This window comes from Halosimplex salinum (assembly GCF_003730195.1).
GTDB lineage: Archaea > Halobacteriota > Halobacteria > Halobacteriales > Haloarculaceae > Halosimplex > Halosimplex salinum.
This window is the reverse complement of sequence record NZ_QWGG01000001.1, coordinates 295,566-321,733: the sequence shown is the minus strand read 5'-3', so window position 1 is coordinate 321,733 and position 26,168 is coordinate 295,566. Positions and strand designations below refer to the sequence as shown.

The 26,168-nt window shown below is 69.5% G+C and carries 25 protein-coding genes; 6 read left to right on the top strand and 19 right to left on the bottom strand.

What is annotated here, in order from left to right:
- Window positions 1-82: 82 nt before the first annotated feature.
- Window positions 83-1,066, top strand: coding sequence for a D-2-hydroxyacid dehydrogenase (locus D1409_RS01530; protein ID WP_123533347.1), 984 nt, complete (start codon window positions 83-85; stop codon window positions 1,064-1,066).
- A 105-nt stretch (window positions 1,067-1,171) separates the two neighbouring features.
- Window positions 1,172-2,497, top strand: a complete 1,326-nt coding sequence (locus tag D1409_RS01525; protein ID WP_206424951.1) for a YncE family protein — start codon at window positions 1,172-1,174, stop codon at window positions 2,495-2,497.
- 110 nt (window positions 2,498-2,607) lie between these two features.
- Here D1409_RS01525 and D1409_RS01520 read toward each other — a convergent pair whose 3' ends face one another.
- From D1409_RS01520 to D1409_RS01510, 3 genes are all read right to left on the bottom strand, one after another.
- Window positions 2,608-3,417, bottom strand: a complete 810-nt coding sequence (locus D1409_RS01520) for a DUF7537 family lipoprotein (RefSeq protein WP_235853476.1) — start codon at window positions 3,415-3,417, stop codon at window positions 2,608-2,610.
- 300 nt (window positions 3,418-3,717) lie between these two features.
- Window positions 3,718-4,263, bottom strand: coding sequence for a hypoxanthine/guanine phosphoribosyltransferase (gene hpt / locus D1409_RS01515; RefSeq protein ID WP_123533345.1), 546 nt, complete (start codon window positions 4,261-4,263; stop codon window positions 3,718-3,720).
- 82 nt (window positions 4,264-4,345) lie between these two features.
- Entirely contained in the window at window positions 4,346-5,443 is a 1,098-nt protein-coding gene (locus D1409_RS01510; RefSeq protein ID WP_123533343.1) for a BMP family ABC transporter substrate-binding protein, read from the bottom strand.
- A 240-nt stretch (window positions 5,444-5,683) separates the two neighbouring features.
- On the opposite strand from D1409_RS01510, the gene D1409_RS01505 reads away from it, so the two are divergent.
- Genes D1409_RS01505 through D1409_RS01495 form a run of 3 tightly spaced genes read left to right on the top strand, consistent with a single transcriptional unit; the run spans window position 5,684 to window position 9,503 of the window.
- Window positions 5,684-7,423, top strand: coding sequence for an ABC transporter ATP-binding protein (locus D1409_RS01505; protein WP_206424950.1), 1,740 nt, complete (start codon window positions 5,684-5,686; stop codon window positions 7,421-7,423).
- Window positions 7,420-8,511, top strand: coding sequence for an ABC transporter permease (locus tag D1409_RS01500; RefSeq protein ID WP_123533341.1), 1,092 nt, complete (start codon window positions 7,420-7,422; stop codon window positions 8,509-8,511). Before D1409_RS01505 ends, D1409_RS01500 begins: the two co-directional genes overlap by 4 nt.
- Entirely contained in the window at window positions 8,511-9,503 is a 993-nt protein-coding gene (locus D1409_RS01495; RefSeq protein ID WP_123533339.1) for an ABC transporter permease, read from the top strand. The genes D1409_RS01500 and D1409_RS01495 overlap by 1 nt, the downstream gene beginning before the upstream one ends.
- An 18-nt stretch (window positions 9,504-9,521) precedes the next feature.
- Here the strand turns inward: D1409_RS01495 and mobA are convergent, their stop codons facing one another.
- Window positions 9,522-10,202, bottom strand: coding sequence for a molybdenum cofactor guanylyltransferase (mobA, locus tag D1409_RS01490; RefSeq protein WP_123533337.1), 681 nt, complete (start codon window positions 10,200-10,202; stop codon window positions 9,522-9,524).
- Between the two features lie 120 nt (window positions 10,203-10,322).
- Between mobA and D1409_RS01485 the strand changes: the two genes are divergently transcribed.
- Window positions 10,323-11,156, top strand: coding sequence for a molybdopterin synthase (locus D1409_RS01485; protein ID WP_123533335.1), 834 nt, complete (start codon window positions 10,323-10,325; stop codon window positions 11,154-11,156).
- Between the two features lie 72 nt (window positions 11,157-11,228).
- Here the strand turns inward: D1409_RS01485 and D1409_RS01480 are convergent, their stop codons facing one another.
- The 15 genes from D1409_RS01480 to D1409_RS01410 all read right to left on the bottom strand — a co-directional run bounded on the left by D1409_RS01480 (window position 11,229) and on the right by D1409_RS01410 (window position 26,058).
- A complete protein-coding gene (locus D1409_RS01480; RefSeq protein WP_123533333.1) occupies window positions 11,229-11,615 on the bottom strand; it encodes a hypothetical protein in 387 nt (128 codons plus the stop codon).
- A 97-nt stretch (window positions 11,616-11,712) separates the two neighbouring features.
- Complete coding sequence (locus D1409_RS01475; protein ID WP_123533331.1) at window positions 11,713-12,903, bottom strand: molybdopterin molybdotransferase MoeA; 1,191 nt, start codon at window positions 12,901-12,903, stop codon at window positions 11,713-11,715.
- 81 nt (window positions 12,904-12,984) lie between these two features.
- Window positions 12,985-13,221 carry a DUF7511 domain-containing protein gene (locus tag D1409_RS01470; RefSeq protein ID WP_123533329.1) on the bottom strand — a complete coding sequence of 79 codons (237 nt, stop codon included), beginning with the start codon at window positions 13,219-13,221 and terminating at the stop codon, window positions 12,985-12,987.
- A gap of 110 nt (window positions 13,222-13,331) precedes the next feature.
- The gene (locus D1409_RS01465; RefSeq protein ID WP_123533327.1) at window positions 13,332-14,642 is read right to left on the bottom strand and encodes a P-loop NTPase; all 1,311 of its coding nucleotides are present in this window, start codon (window positions 14,640-14,642) and stop codon (window positions 13,332-13,334) included.
- A gap of 78 nt (window positions 14,643-14,720) precedes the next feature.
- Window positions 14,721-15,560 carry a HEAT repeat domain-containing protein gene (locus tag D1409_RS01460; protein WP_123534775.1) on the bottom strand — a complete coding sequence of 280 codons (840 nt, stop codon included), beginning with the start codon at window positions 15,558-15,560 and terminating at the stop codon, window positions 14,721-14,723.
- Window positions 15,553-16,512, bottom strand: a complete 960-nt coding sequence (locus D1409_RS01455; protein ID WP_123533325.1) for a hypothetical protein — start codon at window positions 16,510-16,512, stop codon at window positions 15,553-15,555. Before D1409_RS01455 ends, D1409_RS01460 begins: the two co-directional genes overlap by 8 nt.
- Window positions 16,509-17,213 (bottom strand): molecular chaperone TorD family protein, encoded by a 705-nt coding sequence (locus tag D1409_RS01450; protein WP_123533324.1) that lies wholly within the window; start codon window positions 17,211-17,213, stop codon window positions 16,509-16,511. Before D1409_RS01450 ends, D1409_RS01455 begins: the two co-directional genes overlap by 4 nt.
- Entirely contained in the window at window positions 17,210-18,037 is an 828-nt protein-coding gene (locus D1409_RS01445; protein ID WP_123533321.1) for an ethylbenzene dehydrogenase-related protein, read from the bottom strand. Before D1409_RS01445 ends, D1409_RS01450 begins: the two co-directional genes overlap by 4 nt.
- 54 nt (window positions 18,038-18,091) lie before the next feature.
- Complete coding sequence (gene narH / locus D1409_RS01440) at window positions 18,092-19,162, bottom strand: nitrate reductase subunit beta (protein WP_123533320.1); 1,071 nt, start codon at window positions 19,160-19,162, stop codon at window positions 18,092-18,094.
- Window positions 19,159-22,236 (bottom strand): nitrate reductase subunit alpha, encoded by a 3,078-nt coding sequence (locus tag D1409_RS01435; protein ID WP_235853475.1) that lies wholly within the window; start codon window positions 22,234-22,236, stop codon window positions 19,159-19,161. Before D1409_RS01435 ends, narH begins: the two co-directional genes overlap by 4 nt.
- On the bottom strand, window positions 22,233-22,427 hold the full coding sequence (locus D1409_RS01430) for a hypothetical protein (protein WP_123533318.1): 195 nt from the start codon (window positions 22,425-22,427) through the stop codon (window positions 22,233-22,235). The genes D1409_RS01435 and D1409_RS01430 overlap by 4 nt, the downstream gene beginning before the upstream one ends.
- On the bottom strand, window positions 22,424-23,896 hold the full coding sequence (locus tag D1409_RS01425; protein ID WP_123533316.1) for a cytochrome b: 1,473 nt from the start codon (window positions 23,894-23,896) through the stop codon (window positions 22,424-22,426). The genes D1409_RS01430 and D1409_RS01425 overlap by 4 nt, the downstream gene beginning before the upstream one ends.
- Window positions 23,896-24,615 (bottom strand): QcrA and Rieske domain-containing protein, encoded by a 720-nt coding sequence (locus D1409_RS01420; protein ID WP_123533314.1) that lies wholly within the window; start codon window positions 24,613-24,615, stop codon window positions 23,896-23,898. Before D1409_RS01420 ends, D1409_RS01425 begins: the two co-directional genes overlap by 1 nt.
- Window positions 24,615-25,241 carry a hypothetical protein gene (locus D1409_RS01415; protein WP_123533312.1) on the bottom strand — a complete coding sequence of 209 codons (627 nt, stop codon included), beginning with the start codon at window positions 25,239-25,241 and terminating at the stop codon, window positions 24,615-24,617. Before D1409_RS01415 ends, D1409_RS01420 begins: the two co-directional genes overlap by 1 nt.
- 160 nt (window positions 25,242-25,401) lie before the next feature.
- A complete protein-coding gene (locus tag D1409_RS01410; RefSeq protein ID WP_123533310.1) occupies window positions 25,402-26,058 on the bottom strand; it encodes a helix-turn-helix domain-containing protein in 657 nt (218 codons plus the stop codon).
- Between the last annotated feature and the right edge of the window lie 110 nt (window positions 26,059-26,168).

The following is a 26,168-nucleotide window of genomic DNA, read 5'->3' as shown; positions in this document are numbered from 1 at the left end:
AGACGAGTAAAGGCCCGGTGGTCGGCCGCTACGGGCCCGACCGGTCGAGAACGTTTATTTCGGTCACGGCCGACCACGTTCCATGGCCGGAGCAGAGCGGATCGTCGTGTTGAACCAGCCAGCACACGGGATACCCGCGAGCGAGTACGCCGCGGAACTCCGAAATCGACTCCCGAGCTACCACGTGACGCTCCCGCGGACGAGCGGGGAGGCCCACGAGGCGGTGGGGCAGGCGCGGGTCGTCACCGGACTGCACATGGACGAGGAACTGCTCGCGCGGGCCAGCGAGCTCCGACTGTTCGCCTGCGGGTCGGCCGGCGTCGGTCACCTGCCACTGGAGGCCTTCGAGGAGCGCGGCGTCGCGGTCACGAACGCCTCCGGCGTCCACGGACCGAACATCGCCGAACACGTCGTCGGCTGGCTCCTCGCGTTCGCTCGCCGCCTGGACGAGGGGTGGCGCCGCGAGCAGGACGAACTGTGGCAGCACTTCCGCGGCGGCGAGTTCCGGGGCTCGACCGTCACCGTCGTCGGCTTGGGCGCCATCGGAGAAGCGGTCGTCGAGCGACTGGACGGCTTCGGCGTCGAGGTGATCGGCGCTCGCTACACGCCCGACAAGGGCGGTCCCACGGACGAGGTGGTCGGGTTCACCGACGACGACGAGTTCGAAGGTGCGCTCGCGCGGTCGGACTACGTCGTCGTCGCCGCGCCGCTGACCGACGAGACGCGCGGCCTGATCGGGGAGTCGGAACTGGCCGCGATGCCGACCGACGCCGTGCTCGTCAACGTGGGCCGCGGCCCGATCGTCGACACGGACGCGCTCGTCGACGCGCTCCGGGGGAACAAACTCGGCGGCGCTGGGCTGGACGTGACCGACCCGGAACCCCTCCCCGCCGGTCACCCGCTCTGGGGGTTCGACAACGTCCGGATCACCCCCCACAACTCCGGTGCGACCCCCGAGTACTGGTCGCGTCTCGCCGACATCCTCGTCGAGAACCTCGAACAGATCGAGGAGACCGGCACCTACGGCGACCTGCGAAACCAGGTCGTGAGTCCCGACTCCGGGTAGCGCCGAGTGAGGCGTTGCGGGCTGATCGGACAGCACTCCGAGCGGGTCGGCGCGGCGCGCACACGCCACCAGCAGGTATTTTCGGCGACGGTTCGAGGGTGAGATATGACCGACGGCGACGGCGACGCCGACCGACTGTATCCGAATCGCGGCGGAGCGGACGGCGATGCGACGGACGGCCCGGGCGGCGAGTCGGGCGTCTCGCGGCGCGGCCTGCTCGCGGGGTCGGCGACCGCCGGCGCCGCGCTCGCGGCCGGCTGTTCGAGCGGGTCGAGCGGCGACGGGAGCGGGACCGACGGGACGGCGACCGGTGACGGCTCCGACGCCGAGGACACCGTCTTCGTGTTCAACACCGACGACGCGACGGTGAGCGTGATCGACCCGGAGCGCGACGAGGTGGTCGACACCCAGCACGTCGGCCTCTCGGCCTCGTTCCCGTCGAACCAGTACGCGCCGGCGTTGACCACCGATCCGGAAGACCCGCTCTGGCTGAACGTCGGCCGCGGCGTGCGCGCGGTCACGGCCGGGTCACTCTCGGAAGTCGCCCGCGCTGAGACGGGGTCGGGGTCGAACTGGCAGGAACTCACGCCGGACGGCGAGTCGGTCGTCGTCAGCGCCCGCGAACCGGCACACACCAACTACCGGATCGACGCGGACCGCGACTCGGAGACGTTCGGCGAGGTCGTCGACGAGATCGACCGCACGGACGAGGGCGGTCGCGGAGACAACGACGGGCCCGGCCCCTGCGACGTGACCGTCCACCCGGACGGTGCGTACGCGTACGTCCCCGACCTGTTCGGCGACACGCTGACCGTCCTCGACGTGGCGGAGTTCGAGATCGAGACGCAAATCGACGTGCCGCCGGTCGACGGCGACGACACCGCGGCCCCCTGGATGGGGACGGTCGCGCCCAGTGGCGACCGTCTGATCGTCGAACACAGAACTGGAACGGAGAGCGTCTGGGACACCAGCGAGCCCGCGGCGCCCGAACTCCTCGCGCAGTTGACGCCCGAGGACGGCCTCGGCGAGGGCGCGCTCACCAGCGAAATCGGGCCGGACTCGCGCTTCGGCTACGTGTTCACGCCTGGTACGAACGACGTGTCGGTCGTCGACATCGAGACCGAGGCGGTCGATGGGCGCATCTCGCTCGACGGGTCGGCGTTCGTCGGCACGTGGGGGCCGAGCCGCGAGAAACTGTACGTCCCCGTCCAGACGAACGACGAGGTGGCGGTGATCGACAACGCCTCGCGCGAACTCGTCGAGCGGATCCCGGTCGGGTCGGCGCCCTACGGCGCGACGGCCGCCCGCGTCCGGCCCGACCCCGACGAGTCGGCCAGCATCCTCGCGGCGATGGCCGCGGTCGGCCTCGACGTGGGCGAGGCGGACACGACCTACTGTATCGGCAACTGCGCCTGCGGCCACGAGCTGTAACAGTAGTCGACGAAACTGTTTCTCTGTTCAGAGCTGGCCGTGAAACGCACGGTCAGTGTGGCGGACGGATTGATCGAACCGGGCGACCCACTCGGTATCGGGTGGAGTGGTTACGACCCGGTTGTCGCGTTCTTCGCCCAGTCTGGTTTCTCGACGTCAGTGTTCCCCACGTCGGAGAGAGTGTATGTCCGTGAGTACCGCACGTTATCGATTAATTCGGGAGTTCTGACGAACGTGTACTGATAGTGGCGGACGATGCCGTCTCCGTCGAGCAGGAGTGTCGCGGAGAAGTTCTGGTAGGCCCAGCTCGCGTTCTCCCTCGGTGCCCATTTACCGTTCAATGCGTCGGTGTCGTTTGCCTCGTACCGCATCACTGGGACGCCTTGGAACATCTCGACGCCCTTCCGTTCGTAAGTGGCGTTGATAGCGCCGGAATCGTGGTCGTCGCCGAGGAGTCCACCACGCCAGAGATAATTCTCCCCTGACTCGTTGAGCACCGACGTGATGAAGACGGGTTTCACAGTCACATTACCTTCCGGTGACAGCGCGTATACCGTACTCCCGTTCGAGTATCTGGTGCCGTTAAACGCCTCGTAGCTGCCGCTTCTGTGGAGGATGTACTGTGAATCGCCGGGCTCGGCGAGATACTGCGTCGTGTCGTTCCAGTACGTGAAGTTCCTCTCATCACTCCACGGAGCGCCGTCCTTCTGGACCATCTCGGTCGTGAGGTTGAAACTCGCGTTGCCCATCGCGGCCGCGTGGGTGTCGAACACGGTGTGGTTGATGGCCGACGCGTTCGGGAAATCGCTGGGGGATGCGTCAGGTGTCGGTTCGTTCTCGCCCGTGACTGGAAGTCCACTACAGCCCGCGAGGACAAGGAGGGCGACGACGGCGACCGTCGAGAGCAGAGACGCACGCATGGACTAGTGTTGATAACTATACAGTTAACGCTTCGGTTACGTCCACCTATCAGAGATAGAGCGGGCCACCCGAGCCCGGTGTTGTGACTCTCGGGAGAATCAGTTCCGAACCCATTACAAGAGACGCGCCCTGTCTCTCACAGACAACTCTGTATATCAATCGGTTCCGATAGAATCACCAGCGGTCAGTACGCGCGCCGTGGTTACCAGATCTCCCGTTTCAGTCTCAACGACGATTCTGAACAGAGAAACCGTGCGACTATCTCCCGGTCGGAGAGCGCGATCCGGCGCCGACCCGCGTCAATGGACCGTGACCTCGCCGTCCTCGACGGTGATGTCGAGGAGGCTGGTCGCCTCGTAGTCGGTGTCGTCGAGCGCGCTGTCGCCGACCTTCCGGAGGACGACGACGATATCGGCGATCTCCGCGCCGATGTCGTCGAGCGCTTCCGTGATCGCGGCGAGCGTCCCGCCGGTCGAGAGCAGGTCGTCGACGATCAGCACGCGGTCGCCTTCCTCGATGTCGTTGATGTACATCTCGGAGGAGGAGTAGCCGGTCGACTTCTCCAGCGCGACCTCGTCGGGGAGGCCGTACTCGCGTTTTCGGATGACGACCAGCGGGATGTCCGTCTGGAGCGAGAGCGCGGTGGCGACGTGGATGCCCATCGCCTCCGGGGCGACGATCTTGTCCACTTCGAGGTCGGCGTTGCGGACGATGCCGACGACGACCTCGCGCAGGAGCGCGGGGTCGAGCATCGGGACGCCGTTGCTGATCGGGTGGACGAGATACTCGTAGCCGTCCTTGTCGATGATGGGCGCCTCGTGTAGCGACGCGCGGAGCCGTTCCATGCCGTCCGGTCCGCCGAGCGTCGGGAAAAAGTTCCTGTTTGCCGGCCGCGGTGGCCGACGGCGGTGCGAACGCGTCCGGGGATTACTCGGGGACGGAGCCCTCGACGCCCTCGACGTAGCTGCTCATGTCCTGGAACAGCGTCTCGTCGTCGGCGTCGGCGAACTTGCTGTCCGCCCACACGTCGGTGTCGCCGCTCTCGATGGCCGAGCGGGCGTCGTCGACGCTCGATTTCACGTCCTCCGGTACCTCGGGACCCCAGTCGGAGAGGCCGACGATGCCGTCGCCGAGGCCCTCCCAGTAGAAGTCGGCCTCCCACGAGCCGTCGTGGATGGCTTCGAGCGTGGGGCCGTAGAACTCCTCCCAGTGCCAGATCGGGGAGGTGACGTAGCTGTCGCCGCCCTGTTCGGCCATCGGGGCGTCGTAGCCGGTCGCCCAGATGTCCGCCTCGGCCGCGGCCTGGACCGCCGCCGCCGAGTCCTGGTGCTGGGCCATCACGTCGACGCCCTCGTCGACGAGCGCGGTCGCCGCCTCCTTCTCCTTGGGCGGGTCGTACCACGTGTTCGTCCAGCGGACCTTCGTCGTCACGTCCTCGTTGACCGAGCGCGCGCCGAGCGTGAACGCGTTGATGCCGCGGACGACTTCCGCGATGGGGAGCGCCGCGACGTAGCCGAGCGTGTCCGCCTCGGTGAGCATCCCCGCGGCGATTCCCGCCAGATAGCGCGCCTGGTACATCCGACCGAAGTACCGACCCATGTTCTCGCGAGTCTCGTAGCCCGAGCAGTGCTCGAAGAGCGTGTCGGGGCTGTCTTCGGCGACCGACACCATCGTGTCCATGTAGCCGAAGGTGTTGCCGAAGACGACGTCGTAGTCGTCCTGGACGTACTGCTCGAACACCGACTTCGCCTCGGAGGGCTCGACCGCCTCGGTGTGACCCGTCTCCAGCCAGTCGTACTCCTCGGCGACGGCCTGTCGCCCCTGTTCGTGGGCCCACGACCACCCCTGGTCGCCGACCTCGGAGTTGTAGACGAACGCGGCCTTGACGGTGTCGCTCCCGTCGGATCCGCCGTCTTCACCCTCGTCCGTCGCGGCGTCGCCCGACCCCGAACAGCCCGCAAGTCCGGTGGCGCCCGCGAGTCCCAGTGCCTTGATCGCCCTGCGTCGTGTGATGCCTGTCGACATTGTTACTTTCCGAACGCGAACCGGCCGCGACCCGTGCCGCCGGGCCGGACGACCGCTCCTCGTGTGGTACAGATTTATGGGAATTGATAAGGCTGCCTATAGCGCTGTACCGGGGGCCTTTTAGGACTATCGAGACCCTCTAGGTTCTGCCGCCTGCGGTCGTGTGTGGCGGGAACACGCGCCACCCGCCCGCGCTCCAAACGGTATCTTCAAGGAGGCTCGAAGCCCTGCCCGATAGTAATGGACGAGGACGCGTTCCTCCGGATGTCGGGCGTCCGCAAAACGTTCCCGGGCGTCGTCGCCAACGACGACGTCGACTTCTCCGTCCGCCGCGGCGAGATCCACGGTCTCCTCGGCGAGAACGGCGCCGGCAAGAGCACGCTGATGAAGATCCTCTACGGCCTGTACGACGCCGACGGGGGCAGCGTCCACCTCGGCGACCGCCGACTGAACCTGGACTCGCCGCAGGACGCCATCGACAGCGGCATCGGGATGGTCCACCAGCACTTCAAACTCATCCCGCGCCTCACCGTCGCCGAGAACGTCGTCCTCGGCGAGCGCGAACCGGCCCGCGCGTTCCGCCGGAGCGGGTCGGACAGCGCGGATAGCTGGCTCCCGGACGCGGTCCGCGACAGCCGCGTCGCTCGCGCCCTCGCGGAGCGGTTCTCGATCGGGCTCGACGCCTCGGCGACGGAGATCGAGGCGCTCGCCGACGACTACGGCTTCGACGTCGACGTGCACGCGCCGGTCCGCGAACTCGACGTGGGAGAGCGCCAGCGCGTGGAGATCCTCAAGGCGCTGTACCGGGACGTGGACGTGCTCGTTCTCGACGAACCGACGGCCGTCCTCACGCCCACGGAGGCCGACCGCCTCTTCGAGACGCTCCGGGCGCTGGCCGACCGCGGCATCGCGATCATCTTCATCACTCACAAGCTCTCGGAGGTGACGGCGATCACCGACCGCGTGACCGTCCTCAGGGAGGGCGAGAACGTCGGCACCGTCGAGACGAGCACCGTCGACCAGGCGGACCTGGCGCGGATGATGGTCGGGCGCGAGGTGCTGTTCTCGCTCGACAGGGAGCGCGTCGAACTCGGCGATCCGGTCCTCGACGCGACCGGACTGCGCGCGGACGACGACCGCGGTATCGAGGCGCTGTCGGGGATCGACCTCTCCGTCCGCGAGGGCGAGATCGTGGGGATCGCCGGCGTGAGCGGCAACGGCCAGCGCGAACTGGCGGAGGCCCTCGCCGGCGTCCGCTCGCCGACCGCGGGGTCGCTCTCGGTCGCGGGGACGGACCTCACCGACGAGTCGACCCGGACGTTCGTCGACGCGGGCGTCTCGTTCGTCCCCGAGGACCGCCACGAGTACGGCTGTGCCGAGGAGCTCTCGGTGATGCGCAACGCCACGCTGAAGGCGTTCCGCGACGGTCGGTTCGACGACGGTCCGTTCCTCGACTACGACGAACTGACGCGCTACGCGGAGTCGATCGTCGACGAGTTCGACGTGCGCGGCGTCCACGACGTACGCGAGGTTCCGGCGGGCGACCTCTCCGGCGGGAACCTACAGAAGCTCGTCCTCGGGCGCGAACTCGCCCGGGACCCGGACCTGCTGGTCGCCCACCAGCCGACCCGCGGCGTCGACGTGGGCGCCATCGAGTTCCTCCGCGAGGCGCTCCTGGACCAGCGCGAAGACGGGACCGGCGTCGTCCTCATCTCCGAGGATCTGGACGAACTGTTCGACCTGAGCGACCGCCTGCTCGTGATCTACGAGGGCGAGTTCGTCCACGAGACGACGCCGGAGGCAGCCGACCGCGAGCGCGTCGGCATGCGGATGACGGGCGGCGCGCCCGCGGCCGGAGACGAGGCCGTCGCGGACGCGAGCGCGTCCGGTGCGGCGATGACCGACGGGGGCGAGACAGGTGGCGAGAGCGACGCCGAGGCGGTCGACACCGCGGGGACAGAGGGAGGTGACGCGCGGTGAACGTCTCGGTCGAGCTCTCCGCCCGCAAAGACGTGCCCAGATGGCTGGCTGTCGGCACGCCCGTGTTCACCGTGCTCGGCGCGCTCGCACTGAGTGCCGTCGCGCTCGTCGCGCTGTCGGTCGACCCGATCGCGGCGTACAACACGATGTTCGTCGAGACGCTGACCGACCCGTTCGGCCTGCGACAGACCGCGACGCGGACCGTGCCGCTGGTGCTGACGGGGCTGGCGGTGTATCTCCCCCTCCGTGCCGGCCTCTGGAACGTCGGCGCGGAAGGCCAGCTGTACATGGGCGCGATCGCTGGGACGTGGATCGGGCTGAACGTCTCGCTCCCGATGGTCGCGCTGATCCCGCTGGCCGTCCTCGGCGCGGCGGTGGCAGGCGGTCTCTGGGCGGGTATCCCCGGCTATCTCAAGGCGAAGTGGGACGTGAACGAGATCATCACGACGCTCCTGCTCACGTTCGTCGCGACGCAGATCGCGAGTTACCTCGTCCGCGGGCCGATGCAGGGCGGGAGCGGGAACTTCCCCGGGAGCGACCTCCTCCCCGACGCGGCGCAGTTCCCCGCGATCCCCCTGCTGGACGTACACGCCGGCTTCCTCGTAGGACTGCTCGCGGTCGCGGCGACCGCGGTGCTGCTGGCCCGAACCAGAGCGGGATTCGAAGTGACGTTCGTCGGATCGAACCCGCTCGCGGGCGTCCAGGCGGGGATGAGCACGTTCCGCGTCTATCTCTTCGTCTTCCTCGTCGGCGGCGCGTTCGCGGGGATCGCCGGCTTCAACGAGATCTCCGGGGTGCAGGAGCGGCTCATCCCGGAGTTCTCGCCGGGGTACGGGTTCACCGCGATCCCCATCGCGCTCCTCGGGCGCAACGGCGCCGTTCGCGTGCTCCTGGCGGCGGCCTTCTTCGCCCTGCTGTTCGTCGGCGGGTCGAAACTGGAGGTCGCCTACGGCGTCCCGGCGGCGCTCGTGGACGTGATCCAGGCACTCGTGATCCTCTTTTTGATCACCGCCGAGTTCGTCAAGCGATACCGGGTCGACGTGGAACTCGGTCGAGAGCCGGCCGCCGGACCGGCGGGTGAGGCCTGATGGTGGGCTTTACCGCCGGACTCCTCGACGCGGCGGTGCGGGCGTCGACGGTGTTCATCTTCGCCGCGCTCGGCGAGATCATCAGCGAGCGCGGCGGCGTCCTCAACCTCGGCGTCGAGGGGATGATGCTCGTCGGCGCGCTCGGCGGGTTCGCGACGACCGCCGTCACCGGCAACTACTGGCTCGGGTTCCTCGTCGGGATGGCGCTCGGCACGCTGCTCGCGCTCGTCCACGCCTTCCTCTGTATCACGCTCAAATCGAGCCAGGTCATCAGCGGCATCATGCTCACGCTTCTCGGAACCGGCCTCACGACGTTCTTCGGCGCCGCCTGGGTCGACCGGTCGATCGACGGCTTCCCCCAGATGACCCTCCCGCTCGTCGGCCAGTACCTCGTCGAGATCCCGATCGTCGGCGAGGCGCTGTTCAGGAGCACCGCGCCGGACTTCATCGCGCTCGCGCTGGTGCCGATCGTCTGGTGGTTCCTCTTCCGGACGAACCTCGGGCTGGAGGTCATCGCCGTCGGCGAGGACCCCGAGACCGCCGACACGATGGGCGTCGACGTGTTCAAGATGCGCTACCTCTGTGTCCTGCTCGGCGGCGCGTTCGCCGGCGCAGCGGGCGCACACCTCTCGCTCGCGTTCTCGCAGCTCTGGGCGACGGGCATGACCGCCGGGCGCGGGTGGATCGCCGTCGCGCTCGTCATCTTCGCCCAGTGGCGCCCCGAGCGGGCGCTCGTCGGCGCGTACATCTTCGGCCTCCTCGACGCCCTCCAGTTGCGCTCGCAGGGCATCGACCTCGCGCTGGACGCCGCGACGCCGCTGGCCGGCGTCGTCAACCCCGTCCTCGAACTGCTGATGCACCCGACGATCATGTCCACGTACCCGTACCTCGCGACGATTCTCGTCCTCGTGGTCACGGTCGTCCGATTCGACGAGGCCGGGCTGGGCGCTCCGAGCGCACTGCTCGAACCGTACAGCCGCGAGACGGACTAACAGCGGATAGCGGCGCGCTCACTCCTCGCGGACCCGCTCGCGAACCGCGTCGAGGTCGGCCCTGGTGTTCACGTTCGTCGTCGCCGCGGCGAGTGGCGCGTCGGCGTCGTCGACCGCGATCCGCTCGACCGCGAGTTCATCGAGCAGCGCCATCATCGAGTCGCCGGCCGAGTGGTCACGTAACGCGGTAGTGAGCGCGGACCGCCGGTAGAGCGCGTGGAGCGGCTGGTCGAAGCCGTCGACGACCGGCACGACGGCGTCGACGGTCGTGGAGTCGGCCGTCGCGGCGCCGTCCGCATCGGAGTCGTCGCCTCCGGACTCGTGCAGCCGCGACCGCAACGCGTCGACGCTCTCGGGCGAGACCAGCGGCATGTCACAGGCACAGACGAACAGCCAGGGCGCGTCGACGACGTCGACGGCCGCCGCGAGGCCCGCGAGCGGGCCGGAACGGCCGGGGCTGTCGGCGACCGTCTCGACGGGCCGGTCGCCGAGGGCGTCTCGGAGTCGCTCGGCCTGTTCGTCGGTCGCCACGGAGAGCACCGGGGGGGTCTCGGTCGCGTCCGCGACCGCGTCGACGACGCGAGCGACGAGCGGTCTGCCGTCGAGCGTCGCCAGCGCCTTGTCGCCGTCGCCGAAGCGGGTGCTCCGGCCGCCGGCGAGGACGACGCCACGGACTCGGTCCGATCCGGTGTCGGTCACTCTCTCTGCCTAGGGCGGCGCGGGATATGGTACTGTCCCATCGCGACGAGGCGCTCGACCGGACGAACGGCCGAACAGGTCATGAGGAACGTTCAAGCCCGAGGAACCACGAGAACGGGTATGCAGGTCCTCGGGATCGTCGGACCGTCGGACTCGGGCAAGACGACGCTGGTCGAACGCCTCGCCGAACGACTCTCGGGCGACGGGCGGGTCGCGACGGTCAAACACCTCAAGACGGAGCCGACCGTCGACACCGAGGGGAAAGACACCGCCCGCCACCGCGCCGCCGGCGCGGCCGTGACGTTCGGGATCACCGACGACGCGGGGTGGTTCGCCACCGGCGCCGACCGCTCGCTCGACGAGACCCTCGACGAGGTCGCCGCCGACGCCGACTACGCGCTCGTCGAGGGGTACAGCGCCAGTCCGCTCCCGACCGTCGCCCTCGGCGGCCGCGACCACGCCGGCGAGACGGTCGCCACCGCGCCGGAGGCCGACGCGGTCGACCTCGACGAGGTCGTCGCGGCCGTCGACGCGCTCGAACCCTACGAGTCGCTGGGCTCGCTCGTCGCCGAGGTGAAAGCGTCGCCCGACGCCCGCTACGCCGGCGCTATCGCGACGTTCACGGGCCGCGTTCGGACGCAGGAGGACGCCGACGACGAGCCGACGGAGCACCTCGAGTTCGAGAAGTACGACGGCGTCGCCGAGGAGCGACTGGCGACCATCCGGTCGGAACTGGAGGCCCGGGACGGCGTCCACGAGGTCCGTATGCACCACCGGACCGGCGTCGTCGAGGCCGGCGAGGACATCGTCTTCGTGGTCGTCCTCGCGGGCCACCGCAGGGAGGCCTTCGAGACGGTCGAGGACGGCATCGACCGGCTGAAAGACGAAGTGCCGCTGTTCAAGAAGGAGGTCACCGTCGACGACGCCTTCTGGTCGCACGAGCGCCCGGAGTAGGAAACCGATCTGTCCCCTGTCGACGCCGTTGCTGAGTGGTCGAGTGCGTCCGGGACGCGACCTTCGTCTCGTTCAGCCGGGGCTCCCGTACTCGGTGTACTGCAGGAGCAACCCGGGGACGATGACTCCGACCAGGAAGACGACCCCCATCACGACTTCCGACGGGAGCGACGTGAGTTCGGAGAGTCCGAACAGGAGCGCCATGGCCAGCAGAACGAAGCCGCCGACGAGTCTGTTCTCGGCGGTCAGCAACCCTTCCCGCCTGTAGAGGATATACAGCGACAGCGCCACCAGAACGAGGATAGCGACGAGAACGACCCGAAACACCGCCATCGAGTCCGTGACGAGACTGTAGAACAGCCCGATTCCGACGCCCAGAAACGCGGCCCCGAGAGCCGCGATCCCGGCCCGGCTATCGAAGAACTGATCGGTACCGGTGTCGGCTTCGGGAGAGTCCATACCGCGTCGTTCGTGGTGACAGAGTAAATCTATACCGTCGTCGACTGACTCGGCGAGGTGGGACTCTCCGCACTGGCCGTCGCCAGCGGTCGGCCCGTCACTGCGACTCCCAGCGCTGGACGACCACCGGTTCGCCTGCGGCGACGCCCTCCAGACTTTCAGGGACGACGACCCAGCCGTCGGCCGCGGCGACCGACGAGAGGGCGCCGGCGCCGCCGCGGACCGGCTCGACCGTCCCGTCGCCGGTCTCGCGGACTCTGACGAACGATCGAACGCCGACCTCGCTCGCTACCTTCCGGTCGAGCGTCGCCTCGAACGCCGGGAACGACTCCGGTTCGAACCCGCCGGCGCGGGCGACCGCGGGACGGAGCAACTGGACCGCGGTCACGAGACACGAGACGGGATAGCCGGGGAGCGTCAGCACCGGCGTTCCGTCGACGACGCCGTAGCCGACGGGGTGGCCGGGCTTGAGCGCGACGCCGTGACCCAGCACCTCGCCCAGGTCGGCGACCACGTCCGCGATCAGGTCTCGCTCGCCGACCGAAGAGCCGCCGGTCGTCACCACGACGTCGTGGTCGGTGTCACCGGAGACCGCCTCGCGGAGCGCCGCCTCGTCGTCGCCGACGATGTCTCGGTACGTCGCCGCGCCGCCCCAGCGCTCGACCAGTCTGGAGACGGTCAGCCCGTTGGTCTCCGTCGTCTCGCCGTAGCCGGGGTCGAAGTCGACCAGTTCCTCGCCCGTCGGGATCACGCTGACCCGCGGGCGCGGCCGGACGGGGACGGTGCGGTGGCCGCCGGCCTTGAGGAGGCCGAGATCCGAGGGCCGGAGTCGTCTACCCGGTTCGAAGAGCGCGTCGCCGGTCTCGACGTCTTCGCCGGCCGGTGCGACGTTCTCCCCGGGCGGGACCGCCGCGAAGACCTCGATCCGGTCGCCGCGCTGTTCGGTCTCCTCGACCTTGACGACGGCGTCCGCGCCCTCGGGCATCGGGCTCCCGGTGTGGACGTAGCGCGCCTGTCGGCGGTCGACCGCGCCGTCGACGACCGCGAGGTCGACGGGCGAGTGTCCGCTGGCGTCGTGGGTGTCGGTCGCGACGACGGCGTAGCCGTCCATGGCGGCGCGATCGAAGCCCGGCACGTCCCGCTCGGCGGCGACCGGTTCGGCGAGCGTCCGCCCGTCCGCGTCGGCGACGGCGACCGAGTCCGCGTCCTCGGGCGGGTCGACCGCCGACAGCAACTCCTCGCGCGCCGCGGCGAGGCGCGTCACGTCCGCGAAGCCGTCGTGTCCCATTGTCGGCCGTTCAGCGCCGACGGACAAAAACGCCGCGGACCGGCCGGTCCCGCCCCGTTCACCGACCGCTCGCCGCGCCGGTCACCGCATCGATTCGCCGTCGACCACGAGGCTCCGGTCGACGGAGATCCACGTCGACATGCGCTCGACGCCGGTCGCGTCCGCCGGGTGGATCGTACACCGGTCCGGCCGGTCGTCGTACCTGACGAGCGCGAGTTCGAGCACCGGCGCGTTCGACCGCCCGGGTTGCCCGTCGGCGATCGACGGCGTCTGAGTCTCGGGAGCGGGTCCGTCGTCCGAGCGCGTGCGTCCGGACATCTGTTGGTCACGTGAACGGACGGAACTGCACCAGAAGAGGGCTGCTATGAACGTCATATAGCACAACGTAGGTGTGACGAGTCGACCCCGAACGCCGGGGACGGCCGTCGCTACGGTCTGACCGTTCGGAGCACCCACGTCTCGGGGTTCGCCTGCTCGACGTCGAACGGGGACACGTCTGCCGGGTCGTCGGCCCCCTCCGAGACCGAGGCGATGAAGGAGCGGACGGGCGAGGGGTCGCGATCGCTGACGAGTGCGAACTGCTCGCCCCGGTCGGTCGCCGCCACGGCCTCGCGGACGAGGTCGTGGCGGTCGTCCGCCGGGACGCCGCGCAGATCGACCGCGTCCTCGGGCACGTCCACCGCCCAGACCTCCTCGACGCGGTCGGCCGCGTCCTCGCCGAGTTCCCGCATCTGTTCGGGGAGGTCGCCTGACCGCGGCGTCCCCTGGACGCTCGGATCGAAGTCGAGTTCGGCGAGGACCGGCGCGTCGAGGTCGTCCAGCGGGTCGCCGTGCTCGAACAGGTCGTGTTCGTCGCCGCAGGACGGGCAAGTGAACCCCGCCATGTTGACGGCGACGCCGAGGACGGGCACGTCGTTCTCCCGGAACAGTTCGAGCGAGCGAGCGGTGTCCGTGACCGCGGCGTGGAAGGGGGTGGTCACGAAGACGACGCCGTCGAGGTGGACCTCCTGCAGGGTCGTCAGCACAACGTCGCCGGTTCCCGGCGGGAGGTCGACGACCAGCGTGTCGAGGTCGCCCCACGCGGTGTCCTCGAACAGCTCCGAGAGTGCGTCGTGGGCCATCGCGCCGCGCCAGGCCAGCGGCGCGCCGTCCTGCATCAGCCCGACGCTCATCACGTCGAGGTCGCCCGCCTCCACGGGGAGCGGGTTGCCGTCGTCGTCGGAGTAGACCGGGCCGCCGACGTCCAGCACGTCCGGGACGTTCGGGCCGTGGATGTCGGCGTCGAACAGGCCCACGTCCAGCCCCGCGCCGGCCATCGCGCAGGCGAGGTGGGTCGCGACGGTCGTCTTCCCGACGCCGCCCTTCGCACTGGCGACGGCGACGACGCGGTCCACGTCCGCGAGGCCGGGCGTCCGGTCCTCGTCGACGGATCCCGTCGCCTGTTCGACGTGGGCGTGGTCGACGCCGGGCACGTCCGAGACGGCGTGGATCATCGCGGTCGTGACCTGTTCGCCGCCCTGCGGGTCGAAGTCGCCCAGGTCGGCCACGACCGTGACGGCGCCATCGGAGACGGCCACGTCCGTCACGAGTCCGGCCTCGAAGACGTCCTTGCCGACTTCGGGGTCGCGGACCTGCCGGAGGGCGGCTTCGACCTGCTCTTTCAGGGCGGCGTCGGGCGTTTCCTGGTCGGTACCGTCTGCGTCGGACTCGGTTCGGTCGGGGTCGTTATATTCGGACATTGTGGGGTGGACAGCGTCGTCGAACGTCGATGGCGTGTCGCGGTCTCTGACCTGTCGGTCGAGCGGTCGCCGCGGCGGTCAGAGGTCTGGCTGGCGATTCAGGTGGTCCTCGCCGGGCAGGGTCGTGTCGCCGCGGTCGAGCGCGCCGGTGAACTGCCGCCGGAAGCGGCCGGGATCGGCCTCCAGCGCCCGCGCGGCGGTCCCGCGGACGATCCGCGGTTCGGACTCGTCGGCCGCGGTCTCCCGGAGCGCTTCGCGGGCGCGGTCGTCGTCGACGCCCGCCAGCAGGTGGACCGCCCACTCGCGGACGCGCTCGCTCTCGTCGTCGACCGCGTCGAGCAGCGGTTCGAGGGCGTCCTCGCCGCGGCGCTTGAACACGGAGACGAGCGCGTTCCGGCGGACAGCGTGGTGGTCCGCGTCGAGCGCCGCCTCGATGCGGTCGGCGTGGCGCTCGCGGTCGAGTCGGTCGAGCGCGACGACCGCCTCGGCGCGGACCCACGGGTCGTCGTCCTCGGTGATCTGCAGCGCCGCTCGCTCGGCCTGCTCCCCGCCGAGTTTCGCGAGCGCCTCGACCGAGAACTGGCGCACGTCCGACTCCTCGTCGTGTAGCCCGGCGGTCACGAGCGCCTCGACGATGGCCGGGTCGCGCTCCTCCTCGGCGAGCGCGAGCGCGGCCCGCTGGCGCTCGACGGCGTCGCCGGTCGCGAGCCGTTCGAGCTTCTCCTCGGCGGTGTCGCTGGCGATCAGTGAGACGTCGGTCGCCGCGAGTTCCCGCGGGGTCGCCTCGCCGATCTCGACGCCCTCGCGGCTCACTTCGATGTCTTCCAGCCCGGCGTGGTCGGCGCCGAACCCGGGACTCTGCTCGGGGTGGACCCGCGGGTCGGTCGGTCCGTCGGTCGCCTCCTCGGGGTCACGCATCGGCGACACCTCCCGCGGACGGAGCGGTCCCGTCGGAATGGATATCTCCGGCCATCGGTCCCCACTCGCGGGCGAGGAGGACGAGGCCGAACGCGAACGCCACGGCGCGGGGGAGCGTCGCCGGGACGCCGGCGGACAGCAGGAGCGCCGCGGCCACTGCCGGGCCGAGGGCGCCTCGGCGGGCGTCCGCGACCGTCGTCGCGAGAGCGCCGCCGATACCGAGCGCGAGGAGGACGAACGGGACCGAACCGGCCCCGAACGCCACGAGGACGACGGCGCCTGCGACGAACGGCGCGCTCACCGCGCCGACGGTCACGGCGAACGCGGCGACGACCCACAGGCCGAGGTCGACCCCGTCGAGGGCGCGTGCGATCGGCAGTGCGGCCAGCGTCGCGAACGCGAGCGTCGCGCCCGCCGGTCGGAGCGTCGCGGTCGCGACGCCGGCCGACGCCGCGAGCGAGACGGCGAGCGCGGCGACGCCGAGGCCGGTCACGAGCGCGGGCCGGGCGATCCGGCTGAGCGTGGCGCGCGAGAGCGGTCGAGTGGAGTGGCCAGCGCGCCCACGAAATTCGATAGCGAGCACCGCACTCGCGCCCGCGACGGTCGCGGCGGCCGCCGGGAGCCACGCCGCGGCGTCGACGGCACCCAGGAGCGCGAACACCCCGACGGCGGCGAGGGCGACCCGCTCGGCCCGTCGGTCGGTCGCCGCGGCGAGTCCGATCACCGCGAACGCCGGCACGAACGCTGCGATCGTCGCCATCGTCGGCGTCGACCCGCGCAGCACCGGTGGGAGCGTGGCGGGTGCGTTTCGGAGCACTCGGAGCACGAGGACGCCCACCGTCGGGGCCAGCGCGAGCGCCCCGAGGAGCGTCGCGACGGAGACCGGCAGTCCGCCCTCGCCGCGCCGTCGAGCGCCGGCCACGTCGGCGCGGCCAGCGGTCGGTCGACTCACGGCTCCGCCTCCAGCCGGTCGGCCAGGTCGTCGGTGTCGGCGGCGACCAGTCGCCGGCAGAAGTCGGCGAGTTCGCCGTAGACGCCCGTGCCCGGCTCGTCCGCTATCGCGGCGGCGACTCCCTCGGTGAGCTCCGCCAGATGGCGGTCGAGGAAGTCGAGGCGTGCGCGGGCCGCGTCGGCGTCGACCGCCGCCTCGCGGCGACAGAGGTAGCCGGCGAACTCCAGTTCCAGCCGCAGGTGGTCGTGGTTCTCGCGGCGCTCCGTGTCGACCTCGACGCCGAAGTAGTCGTACGCTCTCGCGAGGTCGAGGTTCACGTCGTTCCACGACGCCTCCGGGCGGTAGGCCGACTCGTACAGCGACACCGTCGGTCCTTCGGCGTCGATAGTGCCGTCGGTGCGGTCCTCGACCGTCGTGTGCCCGACGACGAACAGGTCGTTGAACCGCGCCGAGACCGTCTCGCGGTCGTCCTCGGTCGACAGGTCCGGGGGCGCCACGTTTAGATCCGTGCGGTCGAGCAGGCGCCGACACTCGCGGTCCAGCGCGCCCGACGCGAACGCCTCGTACAGTTCGGGGTCGGGCTCCGTCGTCGCCCGGGCGAGGAGCGCGTAGAGCGCGCCGCGCGCGGCGGCGTCGCGGTCCGCGTCCGTCGGCGGTTCGGCGGGGTCGGCCGGCGGCCGCTCGGTCGGGGCGTCGCTCACGTGGGCTCACCCCGCGTTCGGCGCACACCCTCGATGGTCACGACGGTCGTGAGCAGGATGGCGAGTCCGGCGACCGTCCAGAGGATGGTCTCGTAGGGCGGGCCCTGCGGTCCCGGTCCCATGGCGAGGTAGTGCCACTCGCTGACGGCCTTGCGACCGGCCCGTTCGTCGTACGACCCGTTCCAGACCGCGATGGAGAGGTCGATGTCCTGCTCGCCGGAGAGGGCGGTCCGGTTGCCCGCCGCGGCGGCCTCGCGGGTGAATGTGACGTGCCACTCGCCCTCCTCGTGGACCGCTTCGGTGGAGACGGTCGTCCGCTCGAAGTCGGTCGTCGTGCCCGCGCCGCCCGCGAGCAGTTCCTCGGTCCGCTCGTCGCCGGTCCAGTACCAGACGTTCACGCGGTTGTCGGTCCCGCCCATCGCGATGGGCGGTCGGGCGCTCTCGTTCTCCGGGAACTGGACCGCCACGGCGTCGGCGAACGCGCGCGGCCCCGAGGTGTTCCGGTCGGCCGTCGCGTCGTCCCACGACACGCGGACGAAGACGTGCGAGTCGTTGGTCGCCGCGCGGACCCGCGCGTGGTCCGCCGACACGTTACCCGCCTCGGGCAGGCCGCTCGGCGCGCTCGACAGCGCCATCTCGACGCTCGGCACGGTCGTCCACGACTCCGCGGCCGGGTCCGACGCGTTCGCACCGACGTCGCCGACGGGCACCTCGTTGGCCGGCCGCGCGCTCGTCAGCGACGGCACGACCGCCGCGACGGCTATCGCGAGCACGACGAGGGCGGTGACCGCGAGCCACGACTGGGCGGGCCCCTCGCGCGCCATCAGTCGAACACCTCCAGAGCGAGCTCTGGCGAGCTCGACGTTCGTTCGCTTCGCTCACTCATCGTCGAACACCTCCAGTCTGTACTGCTGTGCCGGATTCTTGTCCTGGAGCATCTCCATGAGTTCGCTCTCGCCGCCGCGACGCACGCGGTCGCGGTGGCGTTCGATCGTGTCCAGCGCGTCGTTCACGCGGTCGCCGAACAGCTCTTCGAGGTAGTCGTTCGGGATGCGGTCCACGGACTCGAGGGTCTCGCCGTCCTCGGAGTGCTGTGGCGGCGCGTACGGCGGGATGTAGTAGACGTTCGGCACCGTCTCGAACTCCGGGTGGAGCGGCAGCGCCACCTCGTACTCCTCGACGAGCTTGTAGATGGGGCCGTCCTCGTCGTCGAGGTAGCCGACCAGCCGGAGCTGTGGCGGACACTCCTCCGCGCAGGCGGTCGCGTGGACCGTGTCGTCCGGCCCCTCGCCCTCGAGGCGCGGGAAGCAGAAGATGCACTTCTCCGACTTCTTCGAGACGGCGTTGTAGTACACCTTCTTGTAGGGGCAGCCCTCGACGCAGTAGCGGTAGCCCCGACAGCGCTCCTGGTCGACGAGGACGATGCCGTCCTCCTCGCGCTTGTAGAGGGCCTTCCGCGGACAGGCCTCGACGCAGGAGGGGTGGGTGCAGTGGTTGCAGATCCGCGGGAGGTAGAAGTAGTAGCTGTTGGGGTACTCGCCCGCGCCCTGGTCCTCGTCCCAGTTCGGCCCCCACTCGGGGTCGCTCTGGGGGGCGAGCGGTTCGTCGCTGCCGTCGTAGAATATCTCCTCGTGGTTGAACTCCCAGTCGCCGCCGTACTCCTCCTGACCGGGGATCTCGCCGGGCTGGCGCTCGCTGTGGTCGTCGGACTGCCAGCCGCCGCCCGAATCCTCCCAGCCCTCGGGGTAGCCCTCGCCGGGCTTGGTCTCGACGTTGTTCCAGTACATGTGCTCGCGGCCGCCGCCCTCCGTCCAGAGCGTCTTGCACGCGACCGTACACGTCTGACAGCCGATGCACTTGTTCAGGTCCATCACCATCGCGACCTGGTGGTCGACGCCGTCCGCGATGTCGATGTGCGTGTCCTCCTCCTGCGCGTCGTCGGTGCTCACGCGGCATCACCTCCGTCGTCCGCCACGGGTTCTCCGTCGTCCGCCACGGGTTCTCCGCCGTCCGCCACAGGTTCTCCGCCGTCAGTCAACCGCACGTCGGCCTCGGCGTCGTCCTCGCTCTCTCCCTCGCCCTGGTCGGCCGGGCGCACGTCGACGCGCACGTCGGAGTTGACGCCCGTCGGCCCCCAGTAGTTGGGGAAGAAGTAGAGATGCTCGCCGGTGTCGGCGGGGTACTGGACCAGCTGGGTCGGCTTCATGTACATCGGGACGAGCGTGTTGAAGTTGTCCCGGCCGGGGTACTGGAACTTCTCCCAGGAGAAGAAGTGTCTGACCGTGCCGGGTTCGCTCGACGGGTAGATCTTCGCCTGCACCTCGACGCTCCCGAGGTCGTTGAACACCTCGACGGTGTCCCCGTCCTCGATACCGCGCTCCTCGGCGTCCTCGGGGTTGAGGAACACCGTGGGTTCGCCCCGCTGCAGGCGGAGCATCGTCTCGTTGTCCCGCCACGTCGAGTGGATCGACCACCGACTGTGCGGCGTGCTGTACGAGAGCGGGTAGCTCCCGCCGGTGTTCTCCGGCCCCTCCTTGTGGGTCGGCAGTTCCTCGCCGAGTTCGAGGAACCAGTCGTGGTCGACGTAGTACTGCTGGCGCCCCGTGAACGTCGGCCAGGGCTCCTTGTCCTGCACGTACTGCTTCCACGGCGTGTAGGCTTCCCCGTCCTCGATGTCCGAGGTCCAGTGGTCCCCGGACGCGAGGAACCGCTGGGGCTGTTCGTCGATGTCCTCGAACGTGATCTGCTCGTCGCTCCCTTCGGGATTGGTCTCTTCGGAGTGTTCGAGGATGTACTCACAGGCCGCTCTGTCCTCGGCGAGGGCTCCCTCCTCGCCGGTCTCCCAGTCGCGGACGTAGTCGTCGTAGATCGACTGCAGGTCGATCTCGCGGTCGAACTTCCGGTCGTCGATGGGTTCGACGCCGCGCTCGGTGGCGACCTCCTGTATCTTCTCGGCGAGCAGGCGGAAGATCTCCCAGTCGGTCTTGGCCTCGCCGAGCGGTTCGACGGCGGGCGTGAACGGGTGCACGTAGCTGTGCATGTCCGTCATCGAGAGGTCGTGTTTCTCGTAGTGGCTCGCCGCCGGGAGGACGATGTCCGAGTACAGCGCCGTCGAGTCCATTCGGAAGTTGATGTCCACGACGAGGTCGAGTTTGGGCCACAGGGTCTCCTCGACGGCGACGTTGCCCTTGGCCTGGTTGAAGTAGTTCCCGCGCCAGACGAACATCGTCGACGGGTCCGGGCGGGAGCCGTCGTCGCGTTCCTCGGGGTAGACGGGCATCCACCCCTCGTCGATGGACTCGCGGATCTTGTCGGCGGTGTCCTCGTCGGTGTTGTCGAGGATGCCCGCGTGGAAGTAGGTCCACAGCGTCGTCGGCACGCCGCGCACGCTCCCGGTCGGGAAGGAGAGGGTCTTCCAGCCGTGGAACGTCCAGATCTTCTCCTGCCCGACGTAGTGGTCGAGGCCGGTCCCTTGCTCCCCGAGGTTCCCGGTGAGGGTGACCAGTAGCTGGATAGCGCGGTTCCCGAGGTCGTTGTGGTACCAGTCGTTGACGCCCTTGCCGTGGATGATCTTCGCCTTGCCCGCCTCGGCGAACTCGCGAGCGATCCGCTGATACGTCTCCTCGCCGACGCCCGTCTCCTCGTGGACCGTCTCGGGGGTGTACTCCGCGAGTTCGTCCCTGAGGTTCTCCCAGACCGACCGAACCTCGACGGTGTCCCCGTCCGCGTCTTCGGACAGGTCGACCGACCGCTCGACGGCCAGTCGTGGGTCGAAGTCGAGTTCGATGCTCGCCTCGGAGTCGTGCTGGCCGTCGCGGTCGCCCAGCGACCCCGGAGCCAGCCGCAGGGCCCCGTCGCCGTCGACCATCACGAACGCCTTCTCCGGCCGGTCGACGTCCGCGCCGAGGCCCGGTACCTCGCTCGCGCGGAGGAACTTGCCGGTGTCCTCGCGGACGAGCAGCGGCATGTCGGTCTGCTCTTTCAGGTGGGCCTCGTCGTACAGTTCCTCGTCGACGATGGTCTGGGCCATCCCGAGCGCAAGTGCGGTGTCGGTGCCGCCCTGCGGGGAGATCCACTCGTCGGTGTGGATCGCCGTCTGGGAGTAGTCGGTGAACACGCCGACGCGCTTGGTCCCGTTGTAGCCGGCGTCGAGGAAGAACTTCGCGTCGGGGATGCGCGTGACGTTGATGTTCGACCCCCACGCGATGATGTAGTCGGCGTTGTACCAGTCGGCGCTCTCGGCGTTGTCAGTCTGGGTCCCCCAGGTGATCGGCTGACCCGGCGGCAGGTCGGAGTACCAGTCGTAGAAGCTGTGACTGACGCCTCCGAGGAGGTTGACGAGTCGAGACCCCGAAGCGAACGAGACGGGCGACATCGCGGGAATCGGCGTGAACCCCGAGATGGCGTCGTACCGGCCTGCCTCGACCTCGTCGACGACGTGCTCCGCGATCTCCGTCAGCGCCTCGTCCCAGGAGATGCGCTGCCACTTGCCCTCGCCGCGCTCGCCGGTGCGGCGCATCGGGTACTTGATGCGCTGGTCGGCGTTGACGTAGTCCGTGTAACAGGCGCCCTTCTGACAGCCGCGCGGGTTGGGGTCGGGCAGGCTCTCGTCGAAGTTCGGGTAGTCGCCGGCCTGTTCCTCGCGCCAGACCTGCCCGTTCTTGACGTAGACGTTCCACGAACAGGACCCGGTGCAGTTGACCGAGTGGGTCGACCTGTGTTTGGAGTCCCAGTCCCACTGCTCGCGGTACAGGTCCTCCCACTCGCGGTAGGGGTAGTCACCGATCGGGTCGTTCACGACCTGCAGCCGCGTCATCTGGAGGAAGTCCTGTGCGAGCCCGGTCTGGGAGGCCCCCGCGCCGGCGACGCCGGCCGCGCCGACGCCCTTCAGGAAGTCGCGGCGGGAGACGTCGATGTCCGCGCCGCCGTCAGTCTCGGCACGGTCGGTCGCTTCGCTGTCGATACCAGTCGTCTCGACCTCGGTCGTGTCGTGTTCGTCGGTCATGTGGGAATCGTCGGTCATTGCTTCGAGATCAGCACGGTCGCGAGTCCGAGTGCGACGCCGAGCGCCGCGAGCGCGACGCCGGGGAGCGTGTCGCCACCGACCTCCAGCCCCGCGGCTATCAGCGCGACGCCGGCGAGTTTCGTGAGCCTGTCCAGCCAGCGGTATCGACGCGCGGACATCGTGACGGCGTGTCGCACCTCGTCGCTCATCGGTCGCCCTCCTCCGGCGCGTCGTCGGCCGATTCGGTGCCGTCGGCCGGTTCGTCGTTACTCCCGTCGGACTCCTGGTCCGACGAGGCATCACCCGCGATACCGCCGTTCGCCAGCTCGACGTCGGCGGACCCGCCGCCGCCCGAGGGCTCGTCGCCGAACCCGCCCAGCGTCGCGTAGGTGAGCAGGCCCGAACCGATGGGCACACCGACGAGCGCGCCGATCAGGAGCGGTTTGATAGCGTCCGTCGACGTGCCGAGCACGTCCGCGACCATGACGTCCATCCCCGCGATGGAGGCGACCATGATGAACGTGACACCGGCGATGCCGACGGCCGTCTGCCAGGGCCGCTCGATCGGGTCGGCCGTGAAGTGGACCGGGTCGTCGTGGTAGTCGACGAAGGGCCAGAGCGCGACGGCCCCGAACACCAGCCCCGGCAGGAGGAGCCCGCCGACGAACTCGGAACTGACGTGGACGCCGAGCAGGTCGAAGCTCATCCACGACGGGACGAGCTTCAGGAACCCGTAGCCCCACATCAGGAACCAGTCGGGCATGATGAGCGCCGGGGTGGAGGCGGGGTCGTTGGGTCCGTACTCGGCGATGTTGTGGACCGGCAGGAACCCCGCGAGCAGCGACAGCGTCGCCAGGGTCAGGAAGAAGACGACGGCGCTGACCGCCGCCTGGTTCGGGAACGCCGGCAGACCGACCACGACGCTGTCGTCGTCGCGGTCGACGGTCTCGCGACCGCCCACGTCCGCCTCACGAGTGTCCTCGGTGTGTTTCTGCCGCATCAGGATCACCATGTGGACGGCGATCAGCCCCGCGATGACCACCGGTATCACGAACACGTGGAGGAAGTAGAACCGCGGTATCGTGGCGCTGGAGGGGAACTCACCCCCGAAGACGAGTTTGCCGATCAGGTCGCCGACCAGCGGCACCGACAGCGCGACGTTGTAACCGATGCCCACGGCGGTGCTCGCGAACTCGTCGAACGGGAGCGCGTAGCCCGTGTAGGCCGCGAACATCGACATCCCGGCGAGCCCGGTGCCGACGAGCCAGTTCGGCTCGCGCGGGTTGCGATACGCGCCGGTGAAGAACACCCGTAACATGTGCAGCGCCATCGAGGCGACGAACAGGTGGGCCGCCCAGTGGTGCATCCGGCGGATCAGCATGCCGAACGGCACGTCGTAGGTGATGTTGAGGACGCTCGCGAACGCCTCCGGGAGTTCCTCGCCCTGGTACTCGGCGACGCTCCCGTCGTACTCGACGTCCGAGGTCGAGGGCTCGAAGAAGAAGCCGAGGAACACGCCCGTCAGCACGAGGATCAGGAAGCAGAACAGGGCCACCTCGCCGAGCAGGAACGAGTCCTCGGCGGGGAACGCCTTGCCCAGCAGCGACTGCTCGTCGGTCAGGCCGAGCCGGGCGTCGGCCCAGTCGTACGTGCGATAGAGCGGGTCGAGTCGGCTCATCACTCACCTCCGGGGCCGACGGGCCCCTCGAAGTCGCCGGTCGCGACCAGATACCCCTCGCTCGACAGCGTGATGGGGAGTTGCGGGAGCGCGCGGGCCGGCGGTCCGCCGGTGACGGACGCGCCCGACAGCGGGTCGAACCGGCCGGAGTGACACGGACAGACCAGCGTCTGTCCGTCCCTGTTGGCGACCATACAGCCCGCGTGCGTGCAGACCTTCGAGTACGCGGCGTAGCCGCCGACGGTGGACTCCATCCGCGTCTCGCCGCCGTAGGCGTCCTCGGCGAAGCGGACGAGCAGCGTCGGTGCCCTGTCGATGCCGGGCCTGGGCTCCGGGAAGACGGTGAGCAGTTCGCCCTCGCTCAGGCGGCCTTCCTCGATCCGCTCGCCGTTCTCGTCGACCAGCGGGACGCCGTCGGAGTAGACGGGCCCGGAGTAGCCCCGCTCGAACACGCGAGTGAGGCTCGCGAGCGGCGCGGCGAGGCTCCCGAGCGCCGTCAGCCCGCCGACCGTCGCCAGTGCCTTGGCGTAGTCGCGCCGTTCCATCTCGGCGCGCGCGTCGCCCCAGAACTCCTGGTAGATGCTCGGTCGCTCCGCGGTCCCGCCGCTCCCGCAGGGACAACACTCCTCGGACGGTTCGCCGCCGGCACCGTCTGCCAGCGGGTAGTCGGCCGTCAGGTCGACGTCGTCGAGGTCCGGTCTGGGCGTGTCGTCCGTCATCAGTGGTCCCTCCGTTCGGCGACTTCGACGTGCGGCATGAACCAGGCGTAGTAGGAGACGGTCAGCCCGGTCAGCGACATGAACATCCCGAACGCGTAGATGCCGAAGAACTGCGTTCGCGCGAGCGTGAGGTACTCGCCGGTGAACAGCGCGGCGAAGGCGATGGTCAGAACCGTCAGTCCGCCCATCGCGAGGAGCCCCTCTTTCGCGTCGCTCGCGTCGTGATACTCGACGACCCAGCGGTCGTCGGTCTCGATCCACGGGAAGGTTATCACCCCACCGTCAGACCGGGGCTCTGACGAGGGTCGCCTCGCTCCACTCGGCTCCCCGCCGTCGGTCACGGCCGCCGACTCTCCCTCGGGCGGTCTGGCCAGTCGGTCCATGAACCGATGGAAGAAGGCCAGCACGCCCAGCAGCGCCAGCAGGGCGACCCAGACGATGACGCCGACCTGGCTGGGCGAGAGCTTCGTCGGCGTGTCGACGAAGCCGTCGAGCGGCCGGATCTCGCTGACGCTGTGGTCGATCGCGATCTCCTCCGAAGGAGGCTCGCCCTGCATCGCGACGTACCACGTCGGCACCAGCACGGCGAGCACTACCAGTACGACGACGAGTGTCCTGGTACGCATTGTCACACCTTCGAATAGATTCGGCAAACGTTCTTTTGACTGCCAGTAACTTGCGTGACAATCAGGCGAGCCGGACCGCCGAAGGAAGCGGCCCGTGGCCGCTCGACCGCAGTCCCGCTCGGCGAGCGGCTGGCGGTCCGCCCGGGGGAGAGGAGACCGCTCACGCCGACCCCTCCAGCAGCGAGTCCAGCACCTTCGACTGGGCGGAGGCGAGGTGTTCGGCGAACGTCGACGGGCTGATGTCGAGTTCGTCGGCGACTTCCGTCGCGTTGGCCGAGCGCGGCCGCTGGAAGTAGCCCATCTCCATCGCCGTCTCGAGCACCTCCTGCTGGCGATCGGTGAGTCTGCCGCGGTCGACGAGGACCATGTCGTCGGTCTCGCCGTCGCCCGTTCGGGCGAGGCGGTCGATACGGACGGACCCGTATATCTCGTCGAGTTCGTCGACGGCCGCGCGGACAGTCTCGACGTCGGTCGCGTGGAAACTCAGTCGGAGCGTCCCCCGCGACGCGGTCACGTCGCTGACGGGCGTCCCGAGCGCCTCGACGGCCTCGCAGATGCAGTCGCTCCCGTCACGGGTGAACCGTACCCGTTCCGACCTGTCGGTCTCGAAGACGACCGACGCGTCGTCGGGGAGTTCGGAGTCGTCGTAGTCGCCGACGATGTCGTACTCCTCGACCACCCGGCCGTCGTCACCCCGGCGACTCCACGTCGCCGACCGGGCGATGGTGTCGCCCCCGGTCGACGCCGCCACCGGGCACGCGTCTGCCGCCTCCACGGCGAGCCTGACCTGGATTCCGCCTGTCGGTTCAGCTCCCATAGTCGGGCGAACGCCGTCCCCCATTAAGAACCCCTTTCGGCGCTCTCAGAGGTTGGGAATTTCATTCGAACCTGTTCGCGTCGTTTAAGTCACCGATACGGCCCCGTCGT

Excerpts from the sequence above, each read along its gene's own strand:
- D1409_RS01475 (WP_123533331.1), bottom strand. The coding sequence starts at position 12,903 with ATGGGACACGACGGCTTCGCGGACGTGACGCGCCTCGCCGCGGCGCGC.
- D1409_RS01505 (WP_206424950.1), top strand. The coding sequence starts at position 5,684 with ATGGACGAGGACGCGTTCCTCCGGATGTCGGGCGTCCGCAAAACGTTC.
- D1409_RS01495 (WP_123533339.1), top strand. The coding sequence starts at position 8,511 with ATGGTGGGCTTTACCGCCGGACTCCTCGACGCGGCGGTGCGGGCGTCG.
- D1409_RS01445 (WP_123533321.1), bottom strand. The coding sequence starts at position 18,037 with ATGGCGCGCGAGGGGCCCGCCCAGTCGTGGCTCGCGGTCACCGCCCTC.
- D1409_RS01510 (WP_123533343.1), bottom strand. The coding sequence starts at position 5,443 with ATGTCGACAGGCATCACACGACGCAGGGCGATCAAGGCACTGGGACTC.
- D1409_RS01430 (WP_123533318.1), bottom strand. The coding sequence starts at position 22,427 with ATGAGCGACGAGGTGCGACACGCCGTCACGATGTCCGCGCGTCGATAC.
- D1409_RS01425 (WP_123533316.1), bottom strand. The coding sequence starts at position 23,896 with ATGAGCCGACTCGACCCGCTCTATCGCACGTACGACTGGGCCGACGCC.
- D1409_RS01465 (WP_123533327.1), bottom strand. The coding sequence starts at position 14,642 with ATGTCCGAATATAACGACCCCGACCGAACCGAGTCCGACGCAGACGGT.
- D1409_RS01485 (WP_123533335.1), top strand. The coding sequence starts at position 10,323 with ATGCAGGTCCTCGGGATCGTCGGACCGTCGGACTCGGGCAAGACGACG.
- D1409_RS01530 (WP_123533347.1), top strand. The coding sequence starts at position 83 with ATGGCCGGAGCAGAGCGGATCGTCGTGTTGAACCAGCCAGCACACGGG.
- D1409_RS01525 (WP_206424951.1), top strand. The coding sequence starts at position 1,172 with ATGACCGACGGCGACGGCGACGCCGACCGACTGTATCCGAATCGCGGC.
- D1409_RS01470 (WP_123533329.1), bottom strand. The coding sequence starts at position 13,221 with ATGTCCGGACGCACGCGCTCGGACGACGGACCCGCTCCCGAGACTCAG.
- D1409_RS01435 (WP_235853475.1), bottom strand. The coding sequence starts at position 22,236 with ATGACCGACGATTCCCACATGACCGACGAACACGACACGACCGAGGTC.
- hpt (WP_123533345.1), bottom strand. The coding sequence starts at position 4,263 with ATGGAACGGCTCCGCGCGTCGCTACACGAGGCGCCCATCATCGACAAG.
- D1409_RS01460 (WP_123534775.1), bottom strand. The coding sequence starts at position 15,560 with ATGCGTGACCCCGAGGAGGCGACCGACGGACCGACCGACCCGCGGGTC.
- D1409_RS01420 (WP_123533314.1), bottom strand. The coding sequence starts at position 24,615 with ATGACGGACGACACGCCCAGACCGGACCTCGACGACGTCGACCTGACG.
- D1409_RS01480 (WP_123533333.1), bottom strand. The coding sequence starts at position 11,615 with ATGGACTCTCCCGAAGCCGACACCGGTACCGATCAGTTCTTCGATAGC.
- D1409_RS01520 (WP_235853476.1), bottom strand. The coding sequence starts at position 3,417 with ATGCGTGCGTCTCTGCTCTCGACGGTCGCCGTCGTCGCCCTCCTTGTC.
- D1409_RS01415 (WP_123533312.1), bottom strand. The coding sequence starts at position 25,241 with ATGCGTACCAGGACACTCGTCGTCGTACTGGTAGTGCTCGCCGTGCTG.
- D1409_RS01410 (WP_123533310.1), bottom strand. The coding sequence starts at position 26,058 with ATGGGAGCTGAACCGACAGGCGGAATCCAGGTCAGGCTCGCCGTGGAG.